This window comes from Pseudomonas sp. H1_A03, assembly GCF_054685145.1.
On the sequence record NZ_CP162829.1, the window covers coordinates 3,357,442 to 3,381,979 of the forward strand.

Annotated in this window: 20 protein-coding genes and 1 pseudogene; 17 read left to right on the forward strand and 4 right to left on the reverse strand. The window is 59.2% G+C overall.

The window, feature by feature from the left end:
• The first annotated feature begins 9 nt into the window (after nucleotides 1–9).
• The 12 genes from AB4O35_RS15540 (at nucleotide 10) to AB4O35_RS15595 (ending at nucleotide 12,032) form a co-directional block, all read left to right on the forward strand.
• Complete coding sequence (locus AB4O35_RS15540) at nucleotides 10–735, forward strand: SDR family NAD(P)-dependent oxidoreductase (RefSeq protein WP_065874620.1); 726 nt, start codon at nucleotides 10–12, stop codon at nucleotides 733–735.
• Nucleotides 732–1,868 (forward strand): Rossmann-fold NAD(P)-binding domain-containing protein, encoded by a 1,137-nt coding sequence (locus AB4O35_RS15545; RefSeq protein ID WP_065874621.1) that lies wholly within the window; start codon nucleotides 732–734, stop codon nucleotides 1,866–1,868. The genes AB4O35_RS15540 and AB4O35_RS15545 overlap by 4 nt, the downstream gene beginning before the upstream one ends.
• A gap of 7 nt (nucleotides 1,869–1,875) precedes the next feature.
• Complete coding sequence (locus AB4O35_RS15550; RefSeq protein ID WP_065874622.1) at nucleotides 1,876–2,646, forward strand: class I SAM-dependent methyltransferase; 771 nt, start codon at nucleotides 1,876–1,878, stop codon at nucleotides 2,644–2,646.
• A 10-nt stretch (nucleotides 2,647–2,656) separates the two neighbouring features.
• The gene (locus AB4O35_RS15555) at nucleotides 2,657–3,886 is read left to right on the forward strand and encodes an MFS transporter (protein WP_065874647.1); all 1,230 of its coding nucleotides are present in this window, start codon (nucleotides 2,657–2,659) and stop codon (nucleotides 3,884–3,886) included.
• Nucleotides 3,883–4,497 carry an adenylyl-sulfate kinase gene (gene cysC, locus AB4O35_RS15560; protein ID WP_065889200.1) on the forward strand — a complete coding sequence of 205 codons (615 nt, stop codon included), beginning with the start codon at nucleotides 3,883–3,885 and terminating at the stop codon, nucleotides 4,495–4,497. The genes AB4O35_RS15555 and cysC overlap by 4 nt, the downstream gene beginning before the upstream one ends.
• Nucleotides 4,498–4,604: 107 nt before the next feature.
• Nucleotides 4,605–5,249, forward strand: a complete 645-nt coding sequence (locus AB4O35_RS15565) for a CGNR zinc finger domain-containing protein (protein WP_460149068.1) — start codon at nucleotides 4,605–4,607, stop codon at nucleotides 5,247–5,249.
• Between the two features lie 84 nt (nucleotides 5,250–5,333).
• Entirely contained in the window at nucleotides 5,334–5,834 is a 501-nt protein-coding gene (locus tag AB4O35_RS15570) for a sigma-70 family RNA polymerase sigma factor (protein WP_065874625.1), read from the forward strand.
• Nucleotides 5,835–5,859: 25 nt separating this feature from the next.
• A complete protein-coding gene (locus tag AB4O35_RS15575; protein ID WP_065874626.1) occupies nucleotides 5,860–6,813 on the forward strand; it encodes a FecR family protein in 954 nt (317 codons plus the stop codon).
• A 97-nt stretch (nucleotides 6,814–6,910) separates the two neighbouring features.
• A complete protein-coding gene (locus AB4O35_RS15580) occupies nucleotides 6,911–9,316 on the forward strand; it encodes a TonB-dependent siderophore receptor (protein ID WP_065945889.1) in 2,406 nt (801 codons plus the stop codon).
• Nucleotides 9,317–9,577: 261 nt separating this feature from the next.
• Nucleotides 9,578–10,477 carry a hypothetical protein gene (locus tag AB4O35_RS15585; protein ID WP_256530452.1) on the forward strand — a complete coding sequence of 300 codons (900 nt, stop codon included), beginning with the start codon at nucleotides 9,578–9,580 and terminating at the stop codon, nucleotides 10,475–10,477.
• Nucleotides 10,478–10,645: 168 nt separating this feature from the next.
• Nucleotides 10,646–10,900: a hypothetical protein gene (locus AB4O35_RS15590; RefSeq protein ID WP_065880026.1), complete on the forward strand. Its 255-nt coding sequence runs from the start codon at nucleotides 10,646–10,648 to the stop codon at nucleotides 10,898–10,900.
• Between the two features lie 217 nt (nucleotides 10,901–11,117).
• A complete protein-coding gene (locus AB4O35_RS15595; RefSeq protein WP_065874628.1) occupies nucleotides 11,118–12,032 on the forward strand; it encodes a hypothetical protein in 915 nt (304 codons plus the stop codon).
• Between the two features lie 62 nt (nucleotides 12,033–12,094).
• Here AB4O35_RS15595 and AB4O35_RS15600 read toward each other — a convergent pair whose 3' ends face one another.
• The gene (locus AB4O35_RS15600; protein WP_065880025.1) at nucleotides 12,095–13,246 is read right to left on the reverse strand and encodes an MFS transporter; all 1,152 of its coding nucleotides are present in this window, start codon (nucleotides 13,244–13,246) and stop codon (nucleotides 12,095–12,097) included.
• Nucleotides 13,247–13,595: 349 nt separating this feature from the next.
• Here AB4O35_RS15600 and AB4O35_RS15605 point away from each other — a divergent pair, with 349 nt between their 5' ends.
• The 5 genes and pseudogenes from AB4O35_RS15605 to AB4O35_RS15625 all read left to right on the forward strand — a co-directional run bounded on the left by AB4O35_RS15605 (nucleotide 13,596) and on the right by AB4O35_RS15625 (nucleotide 20,668).
• Complete coding sequence (locus AB4O35_RS15605) at nucleotides 13,596–14,582, forward strand: diaminopimelate epimerase (protein ID WP_065874630.1); 987 nt, start codon at nucleotides 13,596–13,598, stop codon at nucleotides 14,580–14,582.
• Nucleotides 14,583–14,887: 305 nt separating this feature from the next.
• Nucleotides 14,888–16,906 carry a type VI secretion system Vgr family protein gene (locus AB4O35_RS15610; protein WP_065880024.1) on the forward strand — a complete coding sequence of 673 codons (2,019 nt, stop codon included), beginning with the start codon at nucleotides 14,888–14,890 and terminating at the stop codon, nucleotides 16,904–16,906.
• On the forward strand, nucleotides 16,906–17,742 hold the full coding sequence (locus AB4O35_RS15615) for a DUF4123 domain-containing protein (RefSeq protein WP_065945890.1): 837 nt from the start codon (nucleotides 16,906–16,908) through the stop codon (nucleotides 17,740–17,742). The genes AB4O35_RS15610 and AB4O35_RS15615 overlap by 1 nt, the downstream gene beginning before the upstream one ends.
• Nucleotides 17,735–18,502, forward strand: a complete 768-nt coding sequence (locus AB4O35_RS15620) for a hypothetical protein (RefSeq protein ID WP_065945891.1) — start codon at nucleotides 17,735–17,737, stop codon at nucleotides 18,500–18,502. The genes AB4O35_RS15615 and AB4O35_RS15620 overlap by 8 nt, the downstream gene beginning before the upstream one ends.
• 14 nt (nucleotides 18,503–18,516) lie before the next feature.
• A pseudogene (locus AB4O35_RS15625) lies at nucleotides 18,517–20,668 on the forward strand (lipase family protein).
• A 9-nt stretch (nucleotides 20,669–20,677) separates the two neighbouring features.
• Here AB4O35_RS15625 and codA read toward each other — a convergent pair.
• The 3 genes from codA to codB are packed head-to-tail and all read right to left on the reverse strand — an operon-like array spanning nucleotide 20,678 to nucleotide 24,411.
• The gene (codA, locus tag AB4O35_RS15630; RefSeq protein ID WP_065880021.1) at nucleotides 20,678–21,913 is read right to left on the reverse strand and encodes a cytosine deaminase; all 1,236 of its coding nucleotides are present in this window, start codon (nucleotides 21,911–21,913) and stop codon (nucleotides 20,678–20,680) included.
• Between the two features lie 27 nt (nucleotides 21,914–21,940).
• Entirely contained in the window at nucleotides 21,941–23,146 is a 1,206-nt protein-coding gene (locus AB4O35_RS15635; protein WP_065874635.1) for a PucR family transcriptional regulator, read from the reverse strand.
• Nucleotides 23,143–24,411 (reverse strand): cytosine permease, encoded by a 1,269-nt coding sequence (gene codB / locus AB4O35_RS15640; protein WP_065874636.1) that lies wholly within the window; start codon nucleotides 24,409–24,411, stop codon nucleotides 23,143–23,145. The genes AB4O35_RS15635 and codB overlap by 4 nt, the downstream gene beginning before the upstream one ends.
• Nucleotides 24,412–24,538 lie beyond the last annotated feature (127 nt).

Consider the following 24,538-nt stretch of genomic DNA (forward strand, 5'->3'; position numbering starts at 1 on the left):
GATATTTGTATGAAGAAGCTGATTATCACCGGAGCGGCCAACGGAATTGGTCGAGCGACTGTCGAGATGGCTATTCAACAGGGTTACTTTGTTATCGGCGCCGACAAAGATGCCGGGGGGCTGAAAGTGTTGCAGGACCTTTACAGCGCGGACGTGTTTGAAGCACAGGTTGCCGACTTTTCTGATATGACCGTTATCAAAAGTTTTATCCCAACCCTGTATGAGCGCCACGCGACTGTTTATGGACTGGTCAATAACGCCGGCCTTTATCACGGCAAAAGTGTCTACGCCTATTCCGATGAGCAAATAGACGAGATCCTCAACGTCAACCTCAAGGCGCTGGTCTATCTCTCCAAAGACTTCGCCGAACGGGAAATGAAGCACGAGGCCCCGCGCAGCATCGTCAATATCGCCTCGGTGGCCGGTGAAGTCGGCAGCTGCGATGCCCTCTACGGTGCCACCAAGGCAGCGGTGATCGGCCTGACCAAGGCCAACGCCTGGAATTTCGCACCGTTTGTGCGGGTGAACGCGGTGTCCCCGGCGCTGATCCACGAAACCGCCATCTACGACACCATCCCTGAATACCGGCGTGCCGAGTACGCACGCCAGGAAGTCCTCAAGGACCCGATCCTGCCCAGCGGCGTTGCCGAGGTCATCATGCTGCTGGTTGGCGATGCAATGCGCCACATCACCGGCAGGGTCATTCCGGTCGACAACGGAGCCTACCCACGATGAGCCAGTCGATGCCCAGGAAAAAACTGCTGCTGGTCGGCGCCGGCAACCTGTGCCTGCAGATCCTCAAGATTCTCGGCCCCAAAAACGCTTTCGACTTTGTAGTACTGGGCCGCAATGAAGAGTCGACGATTCGGCTGTGTAACCTGGTAGAGCTGTCGTGTGCGCAATTAGGGCAATTCATTGCCATCAAGCCGGTGGTCGCCGACCTGACAGATATCGCGACAGTCGCGCAATTGCTGCGTGAAGAAGCGCCGGATATGCTGGTGAACTGCGCGTCGCTGCAGTCCTGGCGGGTTATTACCGGGTTGCCCAAGCTGTCGTTCGAGAAGCTTGACCAAGCTCAGTTCGGTCCCTGGCTGCCCATGCACCTGACGCTGATGCATTGCCTGATGCGAGCGGTAAAAGCCTCGGGCATCACCACTAAAACCGTTAATGCAGCGTTCCCCGATGCGGTCAATCCGATTCTGGCGCGCATTGGCCTGGCGCCGGATATCGGCGTGGGCAATGTGGCCAACCTGGTTCCCGCTGTGCGGTTTTCCATCGCCCGCTTGCTCGAATGCGCGCCCGCTGATGTGCAAGTGCAGCTGTATGCCCAGCATTACTTCAGCCACTACGTGCCGCGTGGTGGCTTGCCCCCGCGTGCCAGTTACCGGTTGTTGTATGAGGTGCGCGATCGGCCGGAGCTGGCTGGTCCGTCGGCCGAGGCGATTTTCTCTACGGTGAAATCCGAATTCCGTCGCCTGGGCGGGGTGGATGGGCAGTTCCTCACGGCATGTTCCGCCGTCACCGTCATCGAAGGGCTGTTCTCACCCACGCCGGTTGTGGTGCACGCACCAGGCCCCCTCGGGCTTCCGGGCGGTTACCCGGTGTTGCTGCACGAGGGGCGGATCGAGGTGCAGTTCTCCGAGGCTTGTCCAAAGGACGAAGCGGTGCGCATCAACACCATTTGCCAGAGCCAGGATGGCATTGACGAAATCCATTGTGACGGCTCAGTCAGCTACAACCCCCAGTGCATGGCCGTCATGCAATCGATGCTGGGGTATTCCAAGAACACCATGTCTATCGAGCAGTCCGCCGAGTTCGCCCTCGAGTTGGCGAGCAAGTACCTGTCCTTCAAGAATTCAACCTGGTAGGTGTGTGATGAATCAGATTTCCGAGCGCAAGCACAACGAAGTTGCCAGTTATTCCACGCAGTACTCGGCGGATTTCGTCGAGCGTTGGGATGAGTTGATCGACTGGGAAAAACGCAAGGCAGGGGAGGGCGGGTTCTTTGAAAACCTGCTGCACAAGCACGGCGTGCGCTCGGTCATAGACGTATCGACGGGCAGTGGTTTTCATGCGGTGCAGCTCAAGCAGGCGGGCTTTGATGTGGTCGCCACGGATGGCAGCAGCACGATGTTGACCAAGGCGCGGGCGAACTTTCGCAAACACGGGCTGGACATTGAGTCCAATTACCGCGACTGGCACTCACTGGACCCGCAGGAGCTGGGCCAATTCGACGCCGTGGTGTGCCTGGGCAGTTCGCTGTGCCATGTGTTCGCCGCTCACGACCGATTGAGCGTGTTGGCGAAGTTCAGGGCATTGCTCAAGCCGGGTGGCCTGTTGATTGTGGACCAGCGTAATTTCCTGGCTATTCGCGCAGGTAATTTCAAGGCCAGCGGCAATTATTATTACTGCGGTACAAACGCATCCGTGAGCTTGGGGCAGGTCGATGAGCACCTGTGTGAGTTCATCTACAACTTTGATAACAAAGAACGCTACACGTTGAAGGTTTACCCGTTGTTGCCGGGCGAGTTGGCCACTGAAATGCTGGCTTCCGGGTTTCGCGCCCATGAGAGCTACGGTGATTTCAAGTCTGTCTACGACATGATGAATTGCGATTTCGTCATCCACACCGCGCGCGCTGAATGAGAGGTCGATGATGAGCACACTGGTTCAGAGCAATACCCGCCCCTTGGACAGCGTCGTATTGGCGGTCGTCCTCACTGGCTTCGTGGCCAGCACCTACGGGTTTGGTGTCTACCTGTTCGCCAACCTCGTGGTGGACATGCGCCGCGACATCGGCTTCGACTACACCACGGTGGGCTTGATCACCGGCGGCGCGCAGATCGGATTCCTGCTGTTCTCGTCGGTGACAAGCGTAATCAGCCGGTTTTTCGAGGGCTGGAAAATCAGCCTGGTGTCCACGGTGATGACCTCCCTGGCGCTGCTGGGCCTGAGTATCAGTGACAGTATCTGGTTGTCGGGCGCTCTTTTGATCCTGCTCGGTGGCTGTTCCGCCTCGGTGTACATCCCGTTGGCGGAAATCGTCACCAAGGGTTTCAGCCCGGGTAATCGCTCCCGGGTCATGGGGCTGATTTCCAGTGGCACCAGCTACGGCGTGTTTATCAATGGCTTGCTGGTGTCGTTCCTGACATTGAATGGCGGCTGGCGCTCGATCTGGCTTACCGCAGGCCTGATATCGGTTGTGCTGTGCGTGGTGGCGTGGTTTCTGTTGCGCACCCTGGCCACGAGCCGGGACACCGGATTTTCCGGGGAGCGCGCCGCTGCATTTGACAGTCAACGACCCTGGCTCAGCCGTTCGTTGTACCTGACGTGGGCCATCGCCTTTCTCAATGGCATGGCACTGCTGCCGTTCCAGACGTACCTCGCGCCGTTCCTGCGTGATGAATTGGGCGTGTCGGTACAAGACGCCGGGTTTATCTGGACCACCATCGGTGCCGTGGGCATGGCGTCGGGCTTTCTGGTGGGGTGGATTGCCGACAAGGTCGGTGTGCGGGCGTCGCTGGCGATGTGTTTTCTCAGTGCCGGGCTGGCCGCCACCCTGGTGTTCAGTTTCAACAGCCTCCCGCTGTTCTACCTGGCGGCGTTTCTGTTTGCACTGGCGTTTTACCCCATCTTCGGGTTGGTCCCCAGTTACATCGGGCAAATCGTGCCGGTCAACCGGTTGACCCAGGCCTTTGGCATCGCCAACGTTCTGATCGGCTTGGGTGGGGTGTGCGGCAACTTCCTGGGCGGCTTTTCCAAGGACCTGACCGGGTCGTTCTCGACGGTCTACTGGGTGGTTGCGCTGTTGCTGTTCGTGCAATGCGTGATGGTGTTCATGTTGGGTAAACAGCCTGTTTCGGTCGAGGAGGGCGAGCAGTCATGAGTTATTTTCCAAACAGTCAAAACCAGAATCTGCATGCGTTTGCGTTCAGCCACCGGCGCGCCGAACACGTGCGGATGAACCACAAGCCTGCCGTCATCTGGATGACCGGTATCTCTGCTTCCGGCAAGTCGACCATCGCTGATGCGTTGGACATTGCCCTGCAGGAACAGGGGCGGATCACGGCCATTATTGACGGCGACTCGGTACGTGGTGGGCTGTGCCGGGACTTGGGTTTTACCGACAGCGACCGCGATGAGAATATCCGCCGGGTCGCCGAGGTCGCGCGGCTGATGCTCGACGCGGGGCTGATGGTGATTGTCGCGCTGATTTCACCCTCGTCGGCCAGCCGGCACTACGCGCGCTCGATTATCGGCAATGAGTACTTCGTGGAAGTGCATGTGGACGCGCCGCTGGAAACCGCCGAACAGCGTGATCCTAAAGGCCTGTATAAAAAGGCCCGCGCGGGGTTGATCAAGAACTTCACCGGTATTGACTCCAATTATGACGTGCCGGTGTTTCCGGAAGTGCACTTGAACACCCAGGCGCTTTCCGTGGCGCAGTGTGTGGCGGCTATCCTTGATTGGGTGGCGCATAACGACAAGCGCACCTAGCCGTCTGTCTTTGCGTCGGGTTTGCGCCGGGATCGCAATGTCTGCCATTCGAAAAAACAAGGTAATCTGCGCCATCGCAAGGAGAATGCGTTTTTTCGGGAGCAGGCATGACACATTTTACGGGCACTGCAAAATCGATCCGTCTGATTGGTGGGGCTCGGGTATTGGACTTTATCAATACCACCAATGGTCGTCGTCCCGGCACCGGACTCAAGGTCCTGGAAGAGCGACTCACGAGCTTTCAGTTCTTCTTTGAATGGGCATTCCATGCGTCGTTGATCTCGGCCCAGGAGTTTGCGGACTACAAGCCGATGGTGCTTGGGTCATCGATCGCCTACCAACCGGACCTGGACGCCGTTATCGCATTCAGGGAGTGCCTGTACGAGGTGTTCTATCCGTTGTCGTTGCGCGGCGCTGCACCCGATGAGGCGTTGCAGCAGATTAACCAAACGTTCCAGCACGGTGTTGCACGGCGCGTGCTGCGTACTGTCGACGGCAAGCCTACCTGGGAGTGGAGGCCTTGCAGTACGGCACAGGAACTGACGGCCACTGTGCTGGGGCGCCTGGCGATAGACGCCACGCAATTGCTGGTATCGTGTGATTTGCAGGCGTTGCGCAGTTGCACCTCGACTGACTGCGATTGGGTGTTTCTGGACATCTCCAAGAACAAACAGCGCAAATGGTGCCAGATGAGCGTGTGCGGCAGCCGCGAAAAACTCAGCCGACTCAAGCAGGTTGGCGGCGCGCAGTAGTTTCGAGGTCATACGGCGGGTAGCAATTGCTCCACTTAATAGGAAGCATTACTATTCACGCCCCGCCTCACCAGTGCACCCGCAATGATCCCTCAGCCGCCCCGCAGAACAGGCTTTTTCGAACACTACGAAGAGTTGATCGGGACCTGGACGCGCCGCCTGAGAAACCGTCAGCAGGCCGAAGACCTGGCCCATGACACCTTTGTGCGGGTCCTTGAATCAACCGCCTCCGAGGTTGCGCAACCGCGCGCCTACCTGCATCAAACTGCGCGCAATATCGCCGTGGACGCCTATCGACGCGAAGACCGTCGCGAGGCCCTCACGCTGCAAGCCTGTGATCAGCGTTCGCCGCACAGTGACGACCCGGAGCATTTCATGCACGCGATCCAGTTGGCGGACTCTATCGAGCGGGCCCTGGCGGAGCTGCCGCTCAACTGCCGCCGAATTTTTATCTGGCAGAAAATCGAGGGCCTGACTCAACAGGAAATCGCCGAACGCCTGGGGCTGTCTAAAAACATGGTGGAAAAGTATATGATCCGCACCCTGCGGCATTTGCGCGACCGCCTGGACGCGATGGCGCCATGACCGCCCGTTTGAAACAGGATCTTCCATGACGGATAACCGTGCCCGAGACGAAGCCGCGCAATGGTTTGTGCGCCTGCAAGACGCCGAGTTGAGCGCTACCGAGCGCCAGCACTTCGACGCATGGCGCAATGCGCATCCCGACCACCAATACGAATTCGATGTGCTGCAAGGCGTGTGGCGCGCTACCGATTTGCTGCCCAAAGCGCATCTGCAAGCGCTGTGCGAAGCCCCGGTGGTGCGGCCCAAGCGTCGCACCGCTTTGCGTTACGCGGTGGCGGCCAGCGTGGTCGGTGTTGCTCTGGGATTGGGCCTGTTCAGCGGGCTTGGTGATCCCAAGCCTTTCAGCGCGGAGTTCAGTACACGCTTGGGCGAGCATCGTCAGGTGGCATTGCCCGATGGCTCGGTGATGGACCTCAATAGCCGCAGCATCGTCGCGGTGCACTATGAAAAAGGCCGGCGCGGTGTGGAGCTCAAGCGGGGCGAAGCGATGTTCAGTGTCGAGCATGACACCCGCCGGCCTTTCGTCGTGGCCGCCGGGGCAGGGCAGGTGACAGTGACCGGCACGCGGTTCGATGTGCGCCGTGATGAAGATCAGACCCGCGTCATGGTCGAAGCCGGTACGGTGAAGGTGCAAGGTAGTGCGCCGGACAACGTGGTGACGCTGACGGCGGGCCTGGGCACCCATGTCGACAATAAGGGGATGGTAGCGGCAGCTTACTCAGTGAATACCGAGGAACTGACCGCCTGGCGCACGGGCAAGCTGGTCTTCAATAACGCTACGTTGGGCGATGTGGCGCGGGAGGTCTCGCGTTACCGCGAGCAACCGCTGCGGGTCAGCACGCCGGCCGTGCGCGACCTGCGGCTGACCAGCGTGTTCAAGGCCAACGATACCGACGCCTTGCTCAAAGCCTTGCCGCACATCCTGCCGGTGGCCCTGCGAACCTTGCCAGACGGCAGCCAGGAAATTATTTCACGCTGACATTCAGGTTTTTTCCACGTTCTTCGTCTTCTCCTGCAACTGCAACTGGTTTGCATTAACAGCCGCGCACTCTTGCGATCACAGGACTGGGTTCGACGTGAAAAAACTTGCCGTCAACAACAATAAAATCTCCCGCTGGGCGCCACTGGCCCTGGCGCTCGCGGTCAGTGCCGCGCTTCCTGCGGCTTATGCCGCCGACGCCATTCATATCGAGGCCCAGCCCCTGGGCGCGGCGCTGAGCCAATTGGGCCAGCAGACGGCCCTGCAAGTGTTCTTCAGCCCCGACATGGTCGCTGGCAAACAAGCGCCAGCGGTAGACGGCAACCTTTCCCCTGAACAAGCCCTGCGCCAGTTGCTGCAAGGCAGTGGCCTGGATTACCGGATAGATGCAGGCTCCGTGACGCTGCGCCCGCTGAGCGTTGGCAGTGGTGAGACCGGCTCCCCGCTGGAACTGGGCGCCACTGATATCAAGGTGGTGGGCGACTGGCTCGGTGATGCCAACGCCGAAGTGGTGCAGAACCACCCCGGGGCACGCACGGTGATCCGCCGCGAAGCCATGGCGGAGCAGGGCGCAATGAACGTCGGCGACGTGCTGCGGCGCGTGCCCGGTGTGCAGGTGCAGGAATCCAACGGCACCGGCGGCAGTGATATTTCCCTCAACGTTGGTGTACGTGGCCTGACGTCGCGCCTGTCGCCACGCTCCACCGTGCTGATCGATGGCGTACCGGCTGCATTCGCGCCGTACGGCCAGCCACAGCTGTCGATGGCGCCGATTTCGGCGGGTAACCTCGATAGCATCGACGTGGTACGCGGCGCCGGTTCCGTGCGTTATGGGCCACAAAACGTCGGCGGTGTGATCAACTTCGTGACCCGCGCCATTCCCGAGAAATTCTCCGGCGAAGTCGGCACTACCCTGCAGACCTCCGCCCACGGTGGCTGGAAGCACGTCGAGAACGCCTTTATTGGCGTCACTGCCGACAACGGTATCGGCGTTGCGCTGCTGTACTCCGGTGTCAATGGTAACGGGTACCGTACCAGCAACAATTCCAACGACATCGACGATGTGATGCTCAAGACCCACTGGGCGCCGACCGATCAAGACGACTTCTCGCTGAACTTCCACTACTACGACGCCAGTGCCGACATGCCCGGCGGCCTGACCCAGCGGCAATTCGACGCCAACCCTTACCAGTCGGTACGCGACTGGGACAACTTCAGCGGCCGCCGCAAGGATGTGTCCTTCAAGTACATCCGTCAGATCGACGACCGCACCCAGGCAGAAGTACTGACCTACTATTCCGACAGTTTCCGCGGCAGCAACATCGCTAACCGCGACTTGCGCACCGTTGGTTCTTATCCGCGCACCTACTACACCTTCGGCATCGAACCGCGAGTGTCCCATGTGTTCGATCTGGGCCCGAGCACCCAAGAGGTCAGCGTGGGTTATCGCTACCTCAAGGAAGGCATGCATGAGCAGGCCAGTAGCCTGGGCCTGGTCAACAACGTACCGACGCCGGTCGGTCGCAGTGATGGCCATGTCTACCAGGACCGTACCGGCGGCACCGAGGCCAACGCCTTTTACGTCGATAACAAGATCGATATCGGCAAGTGGACTATCACGCCAGGCATCCGCTTCGAGGATATTCGAACCGAATGGCACGACCGTCCGGTCATCCCTTTGACCGGTCCGCGCACCCTGGAAAAACGCCGCGAAGTCCACAACAACGAGCCGCTGCCGGCGTTGAGCGTGATGTACCACGTCTCTGATGCCTGGAAACTGTTCGCCAACTACGAGACTTCGTTTGGTAGCCTGCAATACTTCCAGCTGGGCCAGGGCGGCACCGGCGACCAGACCGCCAACGGTTTGAACCCGGAAAAGGCCAAGACCTACGAGGTCGGCACGCGCTACAACGACGCTGTCTGGGGCGGTGAGCTGACGTTTTTCTACATCGACTTCTCGGATGAGTTGCAATACGTCAGCAACGATGTGGGCTGGACCAACCTCGGTGCTACCAAGCACACGGGTATCGAAGCCTCGGCCCACTACGACCTGGCAAACCTGGACCCACGCCTGGACGGCCTGACCGCGAACGTCGGTTTCACTTACACCAAGGCCACCTCCGAAGGCGACGTACCGTTCAAGGGCCGTGACCTGCCGTTGTATTCCCGTGAAGTGGCGACGTTGGGCCTGCGTTACGACGTCAACCAGTGGACCCACAACCTGGATGTGTACGCCCAGTCAGGCCAGCGTGCGCCAGGTACAACGAGCACCTACATCACCCAAGGTACCGCCGATGGTCAATTTGGCGATATCCCCGGCTATGTCTCGGTCAACGTGCGCAGTGGCTATGACTTTGGCGAGCAGTTGTCTAACTTGAAGCTGGGAGTCGGCGTGAAAAACGTTTTTGATCAACAGCACTACACCCGTTCGAGCGACAACAATGCCGGGCTGTACCTGGGGGAGCCACGTACGTTCTTTGTACAGGCAAGCGTCGGGTTCTAAGCCTGCATTGACTCGACATGTCCGCTCATCCTGGCCAGGTTGGGCGGCCACCCATGCCGATGGTGTGGTTTGTCTCTCACGCCTTCAGACGTTCTTCCTACCTCGATTCTGGAAACTTTCAGCGGCCTCAGGAACCGGCTCCCACAGTTATGCCACACAGGATATGCCTGCCTCCACTGGTTTCCCTGACGACTCATTAAGCGCCGGGGTCGCTGGAACAGTGAGGCCAGGCACCTGAATACACCGAACTGGAGAACTAGAATGTCGGTATCAGCATACAACCAGAGCGTCGCTCCTTCCCTCGATAACGCCTCCCTCGCAGATGCAAAGCCCAGCACCGAGCGGACTGCTACCGCGTCTAGTGCCCAGGTCACGATAGGCGTCAACTTCAGCTCGCAGCCTGATCAATGCGGCCCAGTATTCGGTGGCCCGCCGCCGCGCCCAGTCCCAGAAAACGTGCGCCCCAATCCCGGCCCGCCGTCGCGCCCAGTCCCAGAAAACGTGCGCCCCAATCCCGGCCCGCCGCCGCGCCCAGTCCCAGAAAACGTGCGTCCCAATCCCGGCCCACCTCCGCGCCCGACCCCCACGTTGCCAGACCCTTACTACTCCAAGCAAAGCAATGAGCAACTGGCCCAGGGGCTTTTGAATAATTATGACGCGCTCAAGGGCCGCTGGCCTTCGCGCGAGGTCACGCGCCAGAGCTTGCAGAAAATGGCCGATCAACCGTTAACGGGCAACCCCTATAAGGACCCGAACATCCGACTGGCAAACGAGGTGCTGCGGCGTCCCGGGTTGCTGCAATCGCTTGACCGAAATGGCAGCACCGGTGCATTGGATGGCCGTTTGTCCAAGGACGATATCCGGAGCTTTGTTCGTTCAGATAACCCCTTGAAACTGAATGACGACAAGCAGATCGTCCAAGACGTACTGAATAATTTCAACGCATTGAAAGGTGGCTACTTCAGCAGCACGATAAAGCTCAGGGAACTCAACGCACGCGCCATGCAGCCGTTGACGGGCAACCCTTACACCGACCATCTCACCCAGCTGTCGAGGGAAGTCATGTCCCGTTCAGATCTGAGGTCGGCGATGGACAATATTGTCAGTTGGCAACGCGATGGCAAGATCTCTCGACAGGAACTGTACGCGCTGCTTCGTTAGACCTGGCTGTCTTCTGCCGTGCACACGCGGCAGAAGTTGGCAGGCGTTTGATGCAGTAAATACAACCCAGGCGTGCAGAAACCGTTTACGAAAATGCACCACCAAGAAAATATCCACCGGTCATTGATTACCGGTGGGGGCCTTCATCTACCGGATTAGGTCTGGACCATGAATTCGACATCATTTGAATCCCGTCACTCCCAGTACAACGCCTCGGCCCTGGTCGGGCTTGCGCAGGAGGCAGAAAGCCCAACAGCATCCCGGCTACAGGGGCTCAACCTCACATCCTCGCCCAAGTCCAGCTTCAAGGCGCCCACCGCCGAAGATTTTGACAAAGGCTCTCGGGTGTTCATGGAAGAGCCGGCGCCCAGCCCTGTACTTTCGATGTTTGCCAGCTTTTGGAGCAAGTTGTCCCGCCGCTAGCAGGCCGTTCCAGGCCATGGATGGCCCACAAAACTGAGGCGGTTACAAACGCTCAAGGTTCACCGGGGCATATCGGGCGTCTTGGACGACCGTCTGCGGAACCATTGTTTTCTGAGAGCCACTCAGTCGGTGCTTGTGCCATGTTGATTTCGAGGCGTTTTCGAGGATCAGGCAATCAGGCCCAGGCTACGGAATCTAGATAGGGTGGAGGTGAATCATGATTGGTAGTGTCAATAATCCGGGCTTTACGCAAATGGCGGCGCCAGCGACATCAGGGTCGGCGGGAAGCGGTCACTCTCGTTTTGAGGTCGATGCTCGCGCATTAGGTAAACCGCTGCCAGCGGCGCAGCCAATCAACTCCCGATTCGCGAATGGCGCCGACCGGCACTTTGACGGTCAGAATCTGTACGGAGGCATGACGAAGGTTGGTAACCCCTTTGTCAGCTCAGACGATCATCTGTTGGCGACTGACCTGAAGAACAACCTGCCATTGCTGGACGCCTTCAAAAAAGAGGGACGACTGACCCAAAGCTCTTTGCAGGAGATTGCCAAAGAGGAACCCAGCAGCAGTAAGGTCTCCGAGCGCACGATTATGTTGGCGCGAGAGATACTCAACCGCCCCCGGCTGAACGATGCCATTACTGCAAAGGGCGGTGAAATCACCCATGAAAGCCTTACCTCGGCGAGCGACTCACAGATCGGTAATACCAACCCCAACACGCAGAGCGCGGATCCGTTCCATGGGAAAACTAACGCGCAGGTCGTCCAGGCATTCAAGGGGAAATTCAATGATTGGCGGGACAAGTCACAAGACAACGATATTTTGTTTGGATTAGAAAAACATCGCTACGTTCGAAGGGAGACAATTATTGAGATTAGCAAGGACCCTAACGTAACGGATGCTAAGGGTGAGGTTGTGCGGGATCCGCGCACCGGGTTCCCTTTGAAAAAATACAGCGAGGATGAGGTATATCTGGCCAAAAATCTTGTGGGGAGACCAGGCTTATTGGACTCTCTGGACAGTTACAAGGCTAACGGTTACAACATCTTCGGTAGCCGTAACGACGATGGGTGGTTGAAGAACTACAGCATTGATCGCTGGCTGGAGAACGACAAGAAAGAGAGAGGGTAATTAAAGAAGCGCACAGCGGCATGAGCAGCTGAAAGACTCAAGCTGCTCATGCCGCTGTGCGGTCATACCCGCAGTATTTTCCCACTGACCGCCACTGCCGCCAGCAACATGCCTATCAACAGGAAGGCGGTTGCCAGGCTGCTGCCATGGGCGATAAATCCAATCACGGCAGGCCCGGCCAATATCCCCGCGTAGCCCAGGGTTGTAATGGCCGGCACGGCAATGTGTTCTGGCATGACATTCTGTTTGCCAACCGCGGTATAGAGCACCGGGACAATATTGGAGCACCCGGCACCTACGAGTGCATAACCCAACAATGCCACTTCCCAGGCTGGGGATAATGTGGCGAGGAATGTGCCGGCGGCGGCGAGGGCGCCACCGGCCACGATGACCCAGGTCGCGCCCAGCCGGCGCACGATTGCGTCACCGGTCAACCGCCCGGCAGTCATGGTCAAGGCAAATGCCGCGTAACCCAGGCCAGCATAGGCTTCGTCAAGGCTGCGCTCGTCACTGAGGAACACTGCGCTCCAGTCGAGCACCGCACCTTCGGCAAGAAACACGATAAAGCACAGGCAACCGATGAACAGCACCACGCCGTGGGGCACGGCAAAAGCCGGGCCCGAACTCTCACTGCCATAAGGCAACAGATGCGGTGCGGCCTTGAGCAGCGCCGCCAGCGTAATGACGATCACCACGAGGGTTGCCTGCAGCGGCGACAGGCCCAGCCCCAGCAATGCCGAAACCCCCGCCGCGCCGACGATTCCTCCCAGGCTGAACAGCCCGTGAAAGCCAGACATCATGGTTTTGCCGCTGGCCCGCTCCACGATCACCGCCTGCAGGTTGACGGTGGAATCCACCGTGCCCAAGCCAGCACCAAACAGAAACAAGCCCGCCATCAGTAACGGAATTGAACTGACCGTCGCCAGCATCGGCAACGCCAGGCAAATCATGATTGTCCCGGCGCTCAACACCTTTCGGCAGCCATAGCGCGAAGCCAGCGCACCCGCTGCGGGCATGGCGATGATCGAGCCGACACCCAGGCACAACAACAGCAGGCCCAGCGTACCTTCGCTCAGTCCGGCGCGCGCCTTGGCATACGGCACCAGTGGCGCCCAGGCCGCGATGCCGAAACCGGCGATAAAGAAAGCGATACGGGTCGACATTTGCTCCAGCCGCCCGGGAACCACGGGCGCTGAGGTGGGGATGGCAGTCATGAATAATCCTTGGTCTTGCGTTCAACGAACGATGTCCGGCGCGACATCGTTGCATATCAGGCCGTGGCACGCGAGCCGGGCTCCCCTGGGATTCTGCTGGTCGTGGATTTTGTTTTAAAAACCTGGAACGTAAGGGCAGTTTGCAGCCACGTATGCCGTATCGAGTGTGTAGGAGGCGGTCTGGAAGGTGCGTAATCCCTGTGGGCGCTTTTGAACCCCTGGGTGCTCACGGTGGATTACCACCTTCCAGCCCGCCTCCCATCATCGGTAGGTTCTGTAATACGCTGTTGTCTCAATAGGTAGGCAAGCGCACGGACTCATCGATGAAACACTTCAGGCAAACAACGTCATGACCCTGTTCTATGACGCCCGCGGCAATATCTACGGCGTGGTCAGCCCGGCCTCATTAAGAAGCAAGGGTATTGATCTGCCCGAAAGCGCTGCCTTGGCCGCGCAGACTCGTGACCGTTGGGCAACATCCGCCATCGCCCGCGAATGCGATTGGGGCTCGACACCGCGCCCGGCCGGCGCAAAGGCCCACCGCAGCGACGGTCTGCTGGTCGGCCCGTTCCAGGCCGAGCCGCCGTTTGACCTGCTGATCGTTAACACCGACGGCTCTTTGGCCGAGCGCAGTGGCAATGGCTTGACGATTTTCGCCCAGGCGCTCACTGACCAGGGCCTGATGACTGGAGCCAGTGAGTTGCGGGTGCATCACGACAAGTCGGATGCGTTGACACCGGTACCGACACGGGTTGAGCCGGCAGTCCACGAACAGGTTGCCGGGTTCTGGCTTGAGCTGGGTTTTCCAGCTTTCGGGCCCATGGCGGTGGGGGCGCAGGCCGTTGGGCGGACGATGCTAGGCGCAACTGAACTGAGCCACGTGAGCGCGTTGGCGGTGATCAACCCACAGTGGGCAACCAGTCAGTTTGTGCGGGTGGGCAACCCTCATTGTGTGACGCTGGTCGAGCACGTTTCGGCATTGCCGGATAACGCACAGATGCGGCAGCCAGCCCTGTTCGAACCCTTGAAAGCGATTGCCTTCGCGCCCCCAGCGGGTGGCGGTGAACCCTGTGTGGCCGGTATCAACTTGCAATGGGCGGCGCGCCAGCCCGGCAACCGAGTCATCGCACGGGTGTTTGAGCGCGGGGAAGGGCCCACCGCGTCTTCCGGAACCAGCGCCAGCGCTGTGGCTTGCGCGGCATGGCGTGCTGGATGGGTTGAGAGCGGTGAGGTTGCCGTGGTGATGCCGGGTGGCATTGCGCCGGTGCGTTTGCACGCTCAGGGCGAGACGTTGCTGAGTGTCAGTCTCTTCGGGGCTGCACAGCCGCAGGCGTGAGGTTGTTCAGCCGCTGACGCTGCGATCCGGTGTCAGCTGTTTCTCTATCAGTTAGTCATTCCAGCGAAAGTTTGCGTAGGGCATTTCTTATTGTTAGGAAGTGGCTCATTGACTCATTTTCTTATTTTGTAAAAGACACTTCCAACTTCGTCGTACGAAACTTCTTTTTTATTTTAAAACGGCCGATTTTTGCCTGGAATCGCTAAGCTTCGAGGCGTTCAAGGACTTTTTCTCAGCAACTTATTCCATGTTTAGCGAGAGGAAGTATCTCAGGGCGCTCATTCATTAACGGCGGGTAACAACGGATGGTTAACGCGTTTGTTTCGTCACGTTTCAATCTGATTCTTCCACGCATAAATATCGACTTACAAGTACTGGCATTCAAAGGCAGTGAGGTCCTTGATCAACCGTTCTTTATCCACGTGCAGGTGGTCAGTGAAAACCCTTCCCTTGATCTACAGGCGTTGCTTCACCAACCCGCCTACCTGGACTTCGGCGAAATCAACGAAGGCCTGCATGGTCAGGTTTACGCCGTGGGCCGGGATGACCCGGGCCGGCGCATTACTCGTTATCACCTGACCCTGGCGCCCCGCCTGGCTTACCTTGCACACCGGCATGACCAGCGGATTTTCCAGCAGCGCAGCGTGCCGCAGATCATCGCGGCGGTCCTGGAACAGCATGGCATCCTGGCGGACGCCTATGCATTCGAGCTAGGCCCTGTGGTTTATCCGCCGCGCACGTTCTGTGTGCAGTACGCGGAAAGTGACTTGCACTTCATCCAGCGGCTGTGTGAAGAGGAGGGTATTCACTACCATTTTCGTCACAGCGCGGACGCTCACCTGTTGGTCTTTGGTGATGACCAGACCGTGTTTCGCCGCTTGCCCGTGCAGCGCTACTGCCCTGACGGCGGGCTGCAAGCCGATACAAAAGTGATCCAGCGTTTCGACCTGCGCTTGGCCATCCGTAGCCAAAAGACGGTGCGCCGGGATCACGACTTTGAACATCCCTCGTTGCACCTGCAGGACAGCGCTGGTTCTGCTTCGATACTCCCGCTTGAGGACTATCGGTACCCCGCAGGTTTTGCCGGCCATGCCCGCGGCAGGCAATTGGCGCGTCGAGGGCTGGAGCGTCACCAACGCGACCGGCATCGGGCATTGGGCAAGAGTGATCAACCCGCACTGCGCAGTGGGCATTTCCTTGAACTGCGTGATCATCCCGACCCCTCCTGCAACGACCTTTGGCTGATCACTTCGGTGCGTCACGAGGGTTATCAACCGCAGGTGCTGGAGGAGGCTACACCTGCGGCTGACGTGTTCCGGGGGTATCGCAATCGCTTTATCGCGACACCCTGGCAAGCTGTGCATCGGCCGCCCCTCAAGCACCCCAAACCGACCATCAATGGCAGCCAGACCGCAACCGTGACGGGGCCAGACGGTGAGGACGTGCATTGCGACGCCTATGGCCGGGTGAAGGTGCGCTTTCACTGGGACCGCCTGGACAAGGCGGACGACAAAAGCAGTTGTTGGGTTCGGGTTGCGTCCGGGTGGGCCGGAGACGGGTTCGGCGCAACGATGATCCCGCGCGTGGGCATGGAAGTGCTGGTGACCTTCCTGGAAGGGGACCCGGACCGGCCGCTGATCAACGGTTGCCTGCCGAACGCGCTGCATCGGCCGGCCTATCCTTTGCCCCAGCACAAGACCCGCAGTGTTTTGCGCAGCCGCAGTTCCCTTGGCGGCGAGGGCTCCAACGAAATGTACCTGGAAGACCGTCGTGGCGAAGAGCTTGTTTACCTGCGTGCGCAGCGCGACCTGGAGCAACGGGTCGGTCATGACAGTCGGTTGGAGGTCGCGGGGGAACGGCGAGAAGTTATCCATGGTTTAAGCACGACTCACGTTGAAAGTGAAGAGCATCGTCATGTCACCGGCGATCGCAAAGTCGTGCTCAAGGCGAGCGATTACCTTGATGTGCAAGGCGATAGCCGGACCCACGTGACTCAGAACTTGGTCATTGAGGCGGGGCAGCAGCTTCACCTCAAGTCCGGTGCCAGCCTGGTGATCGATGCCGGTGCGCAACTGAGCCTCCGAGCGGGAGGAGAGCATCTGGTCATCCAGGCGGGCGGCATCTTCAGCAGTCGCCCTATCACCCAGGGGGGCTCACCGTCAGGGGGCCTACTGGAGAACACCTTTACGGTGTCCGATGTGCCACGGGTCTCCAAGGTACAAAGCAGCATCATGAACCTGTCCAGGCACCTGGGGGCGGATTACTGCCCGGTGTGCGAGCGCTGTCGTGAAGGCCAGTGTGAGCTGCCGGGGAGGGCTGCCTGATGCAGAACTTGCCAGGCCAATGGATGGCTCAACAGCAGCAGGCTGGGCGACAGCTGTGTTTGATCCTTGAGGGGCACAGTAACGCGCGACAGCCGCTGCTGGCGGCGCGCAGTTTGTCAGAGTATCGCAGCCTCTATGGCCAGACCGTGCTGGCGGAACTGGCGGTGGAGGGCCCGGTGATCCTTCTGTTGAAACAGATGAGCGAGCCCGCGCTGCTCAACCTCTTGCAACAGCCCGAAACGAACTGGGGCTGGCTGGGCGCTTTGCCATGCGAGGACCTGACAGGCGTGGCTCAACACTGGCGCGACCGTTTGCTGGTGGGGCAGGAAGGCGAGCAATCGCTCTACCGTTTTCACGACAACCGCACTCTGGCGCGTGCATTGGCCTATCTGTGCCTGGAGCACTGGCCGGTATTCCTCGGCCCGTTGATCAGCGTGTGCTACTGGCACGAAGACCGCTGGCGCACGGCTGACAACCCAGCCCCCGGTGAGCATTCGCTGCCTGACCCGGTCCCTTGGCTGAACACGCCCAACCCAAACGCCGAATCCATTCTGCACGCCAATATCCTGCGTTACCTGTTGACCGAACACAGCGAAGACTTGGTCGCACTGGTGGAATTCCAGGACCCGAGAATCTGGCTGATACAGGTGCTGGAACAGGCGCGGGCCTGGCAATGGCAGGGGCCGGAGCAGTTGGAGTTTTTGGTGGTACGCAGGTTGGAGGAGGCCACAAGGAACAGCTTTATCCGGTGGCAACCGAAAGTGGGAGAAACACCGCAGGATCATTTTCAACGGATGGTGGAGCAGTGGGAATTGATGGGGGAAAAGGATGGGTAGGCGAAGTGTTGGGGTGTTGGTCGCGCTGGGTCTAATGGGTTGTGCGGGAGAGCCGGTTGATAGCGTTACGTTGGAGGTGGATTTACCAGCGGAATTTGAACTCAAAACGGCTGCGAATTATCTGCCCGCGACTGGTGAGACCTGCACTTTGCCGCGACGTCGAGGCAAGAGGTCGGAACGGAAAGTGTTCTTTACTGATTACAAATCTTTGCCAAGTCGGGTGAGCTATGAACTACCGCTGAGTGAAAAAATCGAGGGTTGCCCTTCGGTGCTGCGAAGTCTGGAGTTTGAGTTTTATGCGAAGTGGGGTAAGCGTGATACGGACGTAGGTGGGGATCGTGCAGGTATTGCCATTCGAGATGGCTGGAATGATCAACTTGGTATGCCTGAGTCGGGTGTACAGGAGCTAATCGGGCAATGTCAGTGGCGGTTCAGGACGGTGGGGCCGTTTCATGCGATCAGGAAGCTTCTGCGATGTCGCTCGATGAATGAAATGGGAGAGTTGCAGAATTCTCTGGCCGGTGGTGTTGCTCAACGTGATCAGTTAGCAGGGAAAACGCTCAGGATGGTGCTGACGGTCACTGATGAGGAAGAGCCAGCTGTTGGGGATAACTGGGTAGTCGTACCAGGAGGCTGGAGGCGTTGTAAAGGTAAAAACTTTGAGGACCTTTACGGCTTTTGTGACGGCAATACCACCGACTTTAAGCCTATAAAAATGCCGGATGGTCGTGTTTGTGATGTCTATCCATCGTGTAAATAACAAGGAGCAAGTTCATGACGCTGGATGCATGGAAGCAATCTTTTTTTCAGTGATAGAAAGCCGGCCTGTTCAGTGCGTGGGCATTGGGTGAGCTTTTGCCTCGTCGATGAACTGGGCGTGGGAACGGCATACGGTGGCCTGCCTTACACTGTCCACGATAGTGCAGGGCAGCAGTACAAAGGCAGGTTAGATGGAGAAGGGTTTGCCAAGTTGCAAGATATTTATTGTGGGCCTGTGGTGCTTGTTTTTGATGACCTGTATTCAGGTACAGAGCAGCCCTATCATTGGCTGATGTTGCGTTCTACCTATAAGCTCCCTATCACCGAGCTTCAAATTCGGGCGGAGCAGACTCGGTTTGCTGCTTCTGATGGCCGGCGGCCCGACAGTAATCCTGCTCAGCAAAAGGCCAACCGGTTTTATCAAGTTGAAGTGCGTGATTTAGTCCGTCATGTCGCCCACTTGCCACCGATTATGCGACGGACTTATCAACCCCAGCAGCATGCATTGAAAATGATGGGTGACTTGGGATTCGGGCCCCCTCAGTCGATCTTGGCAGGAATCGTGTTGTTTCCCAACAACCACACCGCTATGGAGGTTCGACCACTGCGGGCCTTACGCCCGATGCTTTCAACGGCAGACAGTTTCTGTGCCTTGAACCTTTATCAGCTGGCACTGATGGCCACCTTGAGTTATTGCCATTTCGGCCAGGAGCCACCTAAAAAGCCTCACGACCAGGTTCAATTCCCCCTCAACCCAAGCGTCGGCCATCTATTTGCCGAAGAGCTATCGGGTTACCACGAGGCTTGGCGATTTGATGCAGAGCAAGTGGACCGTTTCTACCCCCTTTACGAAGAGGTCCCTTACTCCCGGCGTTTTGAGATTCTACCTTTCGATCCTGAGTTATACCCACAAAACCAACCGGAGCTGGAGGATGAGCAGGAGCACCCAGCCAATTTGCACTTTTTCGATGATGAAAAGTTTGGGACGGATACCCAGGCTTTTATCACCCATCACGATGACGTAATCCTGATTGCCGTGCGTGGTACCGCGAGCGCTGCAGACGGGTTGCGAGATGCCAACGCCCATCAGGTGGATTTTCTCGAGGGTGTCGGCAAGGCTCACGAAGGTTTTTATGAGGCCTACCGGGCAATGCGCAATTTCGTGCTGCGCTACCTAGACCAATTCCACACCGACCAACGAATAATCATCTGCGGCCACAGCCTGGGCGGCGCAATCGCTTTGCTTTTGGCAGAAGGCCTACGCCGAGCACCGGATGCCAACTACAACATCCTCCTCTATACCTACGGCGCCCCCCGCGCCGCTGATGCCGAATTCACAGCGGGCGCCTCCACCTTGGTCCACCACCGCATCGTCAACCACAACGACCCAGTTCCCAGCGTCCCGGCGCCATGGATGAACACCACCGCCAAACTCTGGGTCCCTGGTGCCGTCACCCTGTTCAGTGCCCCTGCACCGGGCGGCCTGCTGTTCGCCGCCGGTCTGGTTCGTTTCGGTGGGAACCCTTATCAGCACCATGGCGAACAACAACACTTCATGCCGATCATGCTCGCGGATGGCACGCGTTCTTCGGTGCTTTGGAAGCCCGGTTGTGAATCCATTCAAGAAGCGGGTTGCAACCGAGCGTTGCAAGTCCACGGCGACATGCCCGACCGCGAAAACCTGCTAAAACAGCTGTTCCAGGCCAACCAGCACTTCATGACCGCCAGCTACATCCCGGCTGCCTGGGCGACGTTGCGTCGCTGGCAACAAACCCAGGAAAGCGACGGCCCATTGGTCACGCCAAGAGAGTTTGAATTACTTGATCATGCACTGGAGGGCATGCGCCAGCAGTTGCGAAACAAACGCAGGGAACTGGCCCGGCTAAGACCTGCCAACGACCGTGGCTATGAACACAACGAAGCCTTGAACGCCGAGATCGATCGCTTGCACACCAGCCGCGAGCGCCTTGCCACCCTGCGCTGGCGCCGTCTGGACGCCCGTGATGTCTACGGCAGTCACGCCCACGGCGCTCATTTGCAACCCAGCCTCAAGCGCTGGTTCAGCCACCGTGAAAACCGTGAACCGGCCCAGGTCGCCAGTATCCCTCCCGCCACGCAAACCGAATGGGGGAGGGCGCAAACGCTGGATATCGACTCGATCGTATGACCGAGACGTTTACATAAACTCCACCTGCGCTGGCTGACGCTTCATCAACACGTTGCCATTGCGGATCGAGTACAGCGGCAAGCCCTGGCTGCGGATGACCTCGTAGTCGCTGTCCGCCGACAGGATCAACAGGTTGGCTGGCCGTCCAGGCTCCAGGCCGTAGCGGTCACCCAGGGCCATGGCCTTGGCGCTGTTGTCGGTGACCAGGTCGAGGGCGCTTTGCAGGTTGCGGTAGCCGAGCATGTGGCAGATGTGCAAACCGGCTTCGAGCACCCGCAGGATGTTGCCGTTGCCCAGGGGGTACCAGGGGTCGACGATGGAGTCCTGGCCGAAGCACACGTTCATGCCGGCTTCCAGCAGTTCGTTGACCCGGGTGACGCCGCGGCGTTTCGGGAAGGTGTCGAAGCGGCCTTGCAGGTGAATGCTCTCGGTGGGGCAGGAGACGAAACTGATACCTGAGTGCCCGAGCAAGCGAAAGAGTTTGGCGCAATAGGCATTGTCGTAGGAGCCCATGGCCGTGGTGTGACTGGCGGTGACGCGGGCGCCCATGTCGCGGCTGCGGGCTTCTTCGGCCAGCACTTCGAGAAAGCGCGAGTGCGGGTCATCGGTTTCGTCGCAGTGCACGTCCACCAGGCAGCCGGTCCGTTCAGCCAGGTCCATCAGGAACTTCACCGAACTCACGCCTTGGTCGCGGGTGTATTCAAAGTGCGGGATACCACCGATCACGTCGGCGCCCAGGCGAATGGCTTCTTCCATCAGCTCGCGGCCGTTGCGGTACGACTCGATGCCTTCCTGGGGGAACGCGACGATCTGCAGGTCGATCAGGTGCGTGCTTTCTTCACGCACTTGCAGCATGGCCTTGAGTGCTGTGAGGTCCGGGTCGGTGACGTCGACGTGGGTGCGCACATGCTGGATACCGTGGGCGGCGAGGGTCTGGATAGTCTTTTTGGCGCGGGCCTTGGTGTCTTCCTGGGTGATGGTGGCTTTGCGTTCGCCCCAGCATTCGATGCCTTCGAACAGGGTGCCGCTCATGTTCCAGCGCGGCTCGCCGGCGGTCAGGGTGGCGTCGAGATGGATATGCGGTTCGACAAAGGGTGGAATCACCAGGTTGCCGGCGGCGTCCAGGGCGTCGGCCGCCGCACTCGGTGCGCCCGATTGTGGGGTGATGCTGGCGATCCGGCCATGTTCCAGGTGCAGATCATGCAGGCCTTCACGGTTGCGCAGGCGGGCGTTGATGATGTGCATGGGCAAGTTCCTCTTGGCTAAAAACAGTCAGGCAGACAGCCGCCAGATCATCAGCGCAATGCCGATGTCCAGGCGATCATAAGCATTATCCAGCGTCAGCCCGCACAGGGCTTCGATGCGCTGGACGCGGTGCGTCAGGGTGTTGCGGTGCACGGCCAGGCGCTGGGCGGCGGCCACAAGGTTACCATTCTCGTGAAACCAGGCTTCCAGCGTGGGCATGAGGCTGGGGCCATGGTGCCGGTCGTGGCGCAGCAAGGGGCCGAGGCGTTCATTCAGGAATTGGTCGAGCAGGGCGCGATCACGCACGCCGCTGAGCAGCTTGAGCACGCCCAGTTCGTCGTACACGCATAGCCCGGCGCGTTCGCTGAAACGCCGCGCAGCCGCGAGTGCCTGGCGTGCTTCCTCCTGCGCCTGGGCCAGGCGTGCGGGTGGGTGAGCGGCGGCGCTGAGGCCAATAAACAATTTAAGCGGCGACAGGCGCAGATTCAGTGGGTTGAGCCAGTTGGCCAATTGCTGGCGGTTGGCCAATGCTGCGGCAGCGTCCTGTGCCGGCAGCAGCAACGTCCATTGGCCGGCTCGACCCTGCACCGGCAACCCGGCCGAGAACTGACGTAAACGGCGGCTGATGGCGTCGTGTTGTCGGGCCAGTTGCGCCTCCACAGAAGCCGCATCACCCTGGGCAAACAGCGATTCACTGCCTTCCAGTTGCAGTTGCACCACCTGCCAATGCCCGGCCAGCGGCATGCCCAACTGCGTGGCCCGGTGCAACAAGAGATCCAGGGATTGGTAGTCGCCGGTCAGCAAGCGTTCCAGTACGTCATGCCGCGAGCGCCCCAACTGCTCGGACTGGATCAGCGCCGAACCGATAGCTTGGGTCACCAATACCATTTTCAGCGAGTAGGGCTGTTCGACCAGCGGCATGCCGGCGGCTTCGGCAGCGTCGAGTAAGCGCTGGGGGATCGCCTGGATATAGGACGGCCCGGTCAGAACCACCAACCCAGCCACTTGACGCTCGCAGGCTTCCTCCAGCAATTGCAGCAGGTTGGCTTCGTCGCGCGGGTGATTGATCCCGGTGACGAATACCAGTTCGCCGCCCAGCACCCATTCGGCGATCCCGCTGTTTTCCGCCACATAAGGCCAGCGCACGCCGTTATCCAGGCCCGCCTCGCCCGCGCGCAGGCGCATGGACTCCAAGCCTGGCAGTGCGAGCACATCGGCAAGGGTCAGGCTCATGCTTGAGCGTCAGCCAACGGCGCTCGCACCCGTAGTACGGCGGTGAGCGCGATGTAGGTCAACGACGCGGCGACGATACCCACCAATGGCGCGACCCAGGGCGAGTTGAACGCCAGCACCGTGCCCACGGCATAGGCGACCAGTCCTGGCCAGTTGAACGCAGGCAGGCGGGCGTCGGCCAGGCGTGGATAGTGGCCGCGATAGCGATAGAAGAAGTCCGCCATGATTACCCCACCAATCGGCGGGATCACCGTACCCAGCACAATCAAATAGGGCACCAGCAAGTCGTACATGCCGAGTAACGCCAGCAGGGTGCCGATCACCGCACCGGCCAGGGTCACGGTCTTGCGCCGTTTGGTGCGCAGCAAGTTGCAGCCGGCCACGGCGAAGTTGTAGATGGTGTTGTCCTGGGTACTCCAGATATTGAGTAGCAACATGGCCATCGCCGCCATGGCAAAGCCTTGCAGCAACAACACTTCGACTACGTCCGGTTGCTGGTAGACGATGGCACCGTAGGCGCCGATCAGCACCATCAAGCCGTTGCCGATAAAGAAACCGATCAGGCTCGCCAGCACCGCCACCTTGGCCGAACGCGAAAACCGCGTCCAATTGGTGGCCTGGGTCGCACCGCTGACAAAGGTGCCGAACACCAGGGTAATCGCCGTGGACAAGTCCAGCTCAGCGGTCGGTACCACTGCCAGCAGTCCGTCCAGTCCACCGACTTTCACTGTGGCTACCCACATCGACAGAAACAGCAGAATGCCCATGGCCGGCACCGCGATATAGGACAGAATTTCCAGCCCACGATAACCAATGTAGGCCGTGGCGCAGAACACCAGACCAAACAACACCATCAACGCAAGCACACTGCCCTGGCTCAGTTCGAAATACTTGCCAAGCACTACGGCAGCAGTGGCAGTACCCCAGGCATACCAGCCGATTTGAGTGAAGCCGAGGATCAAGTCGCTGAGTTTGCTGCCCACTTCGCCAAAGCAGAAGCGCCCCATCAACACTGAATTCAGCCCGCTCTTGAAGGCGATGTAACCCAGGCCTGCGGCGTACATACCCAACAAAAGGTTACCCAGGGCCACCACGCCGAGCATGTCGACGAAACTGAACGCCACCCCCAGCTTGCCGCCGGCAAACATGGTCGCGGTAAAAAAGGTAAAGCCCAGCAGCACCATGGCGGTCGATGCCAGACCCTTGCGCGCATGCATGGGGACTTCGCTGAGGGGGTAGTCGTTGCCCGGTTCTTGCTGCGTCATGTGCCTTGCTCCCTGAGTGAGTGACGCAGCCCTGTTGCACCGTGCGTGCCAAATCGGCAGCAGTGACAAACGCACGGTGGGCGCTGTGCACCGTGCACAGTTTTTATAGCGAAAGAGGGGGGAAGCA

Coding starts and splice junctions, on each gene's coding strand:
- AB4O35_RS15540 (WP_065874620.1), top strand. CDS start 10: ATGAAGAAGCTGATTATCACCGGAGCGGCCAACGGAATTGGTCGAGCG.
- AB4O35_RS15545 (WP_065874621.1), top strand. CDS start 732: ATGAGCCAGTCGATGCCCAGGAAAAAACTGCTGCTGGTCGGCGCCGGC.
- AB4O35_RS15550 (WP_065874622.1), top strand. CDS start 1,876: ATGAATCAGATTTCCGAGCGCAAGCACAACGAAGTTGCCAGTTATTCC.
- AB4O35_RS15555 (WP_065874647.1), top strand. CDS start 2,657: ATGAGCACACTGGTTCAGAGCAATACCCGCCCCTTGGACAGCGTCGTA.
- cysC (WP_065889200.1), top strand. CDS start 3,883: ATGAGTTATTTTCCAAACAGTCAAAACCAGAATCTGCATGCGTTTGCG.
- AB4O35_RS15565 (WP_460149068.1), top strand. CDS start 4,605: ATGACACATTTTACGGGCACTGCAAAATCGATCCGTCTGATTGGTGGG.
- AB4O35_RS15570 (WP_065874625.1), top strand. CDS start 5,334: ATGATCCCTCAGCCGCCCCGCAGAACAGGCTTTTTCGAACACTACGAA.
- AB4O35_RS15575 (WP_065874626.1), top strand. CDS start 5,860: ATGACGGATAACCGTGCCCGAGACGAAGCCGCGCAATGGTTTGTGCGC.
- AB4O35_RS15585 (WP_256530452.1), top strand. CDS start 9,578: ATGTCGGTATCAGCATACAACCAGAGCGTCGCTCCTTCCCTCGATAAC.
- AB4O35_RS15590 (WP_065880026.1), top strand. CDS start 10,646: ATGAATTCGACATCATTTGAATCCCGTCACTCCCAGTACAACGCCTCG.
- AB4O35_RS15595 (WP_065874628.1), top strand. CDS start 11,118: ATGATTGGTAGTGTCAATAATCCGGGCTTTACGCAAATGGCGGCGCCA.
- AB4O35_RS15600 (WP_065880025.1), bottom strand. CDS start 13,246: ATGACTGCCATCCCCACCTCAGCGCCCGTGGTTCCCGGGCGGCTGGAG.
- AB4O35_RS15605 (WP_065874630.1), top strand. CDS start 13,596: ATGACCCTGTTCTATGACGCCCGCGGCAATATCTACGGCGTGGTCAGC.
- AB4O35_RS15610 (WP_065880024.1), top strand. CDS start 14,888: ATGGTTAACGCGTTTGTTTCGTCACGTTTCAATCTGATTCTTCCACGC.
- AB4O35_RS15615 (WP_065945890.1), top strand. CDS start 16,906: ATGCAGAACTTGCCAGGCCAATGGATGGCTCAACAGCAGCAGGCTGGG.
- AB4O35_RS15620 (WP_065945891.1), top strand. CDS start 17,735: ATGGGTAGGCGAAGTGTTGGGGTGTTGGTCGCGCTGGGTCTAATGGGT.
- codA (WP_065880021.1), bottom strand. CDS start 21,913: ATGCACATCATCAACGCCCGCCTGCGCAACCGTGAAGGCCTGCATGAT.
- AB4O35_RS15635 (WP_065874635.1), bottom strand. CDS start 23,146: ATGAGCCTGACCCTTGCCGATGTGCTCGCACTGCCAGGCTTGGAGTCC.
- codB (WP_065874636.1), bottom strand. CDS start 24,411: ATGACGCAGCAAGAACCGGGCAACGACTACCCCCTCAGCGAAGTCCCC.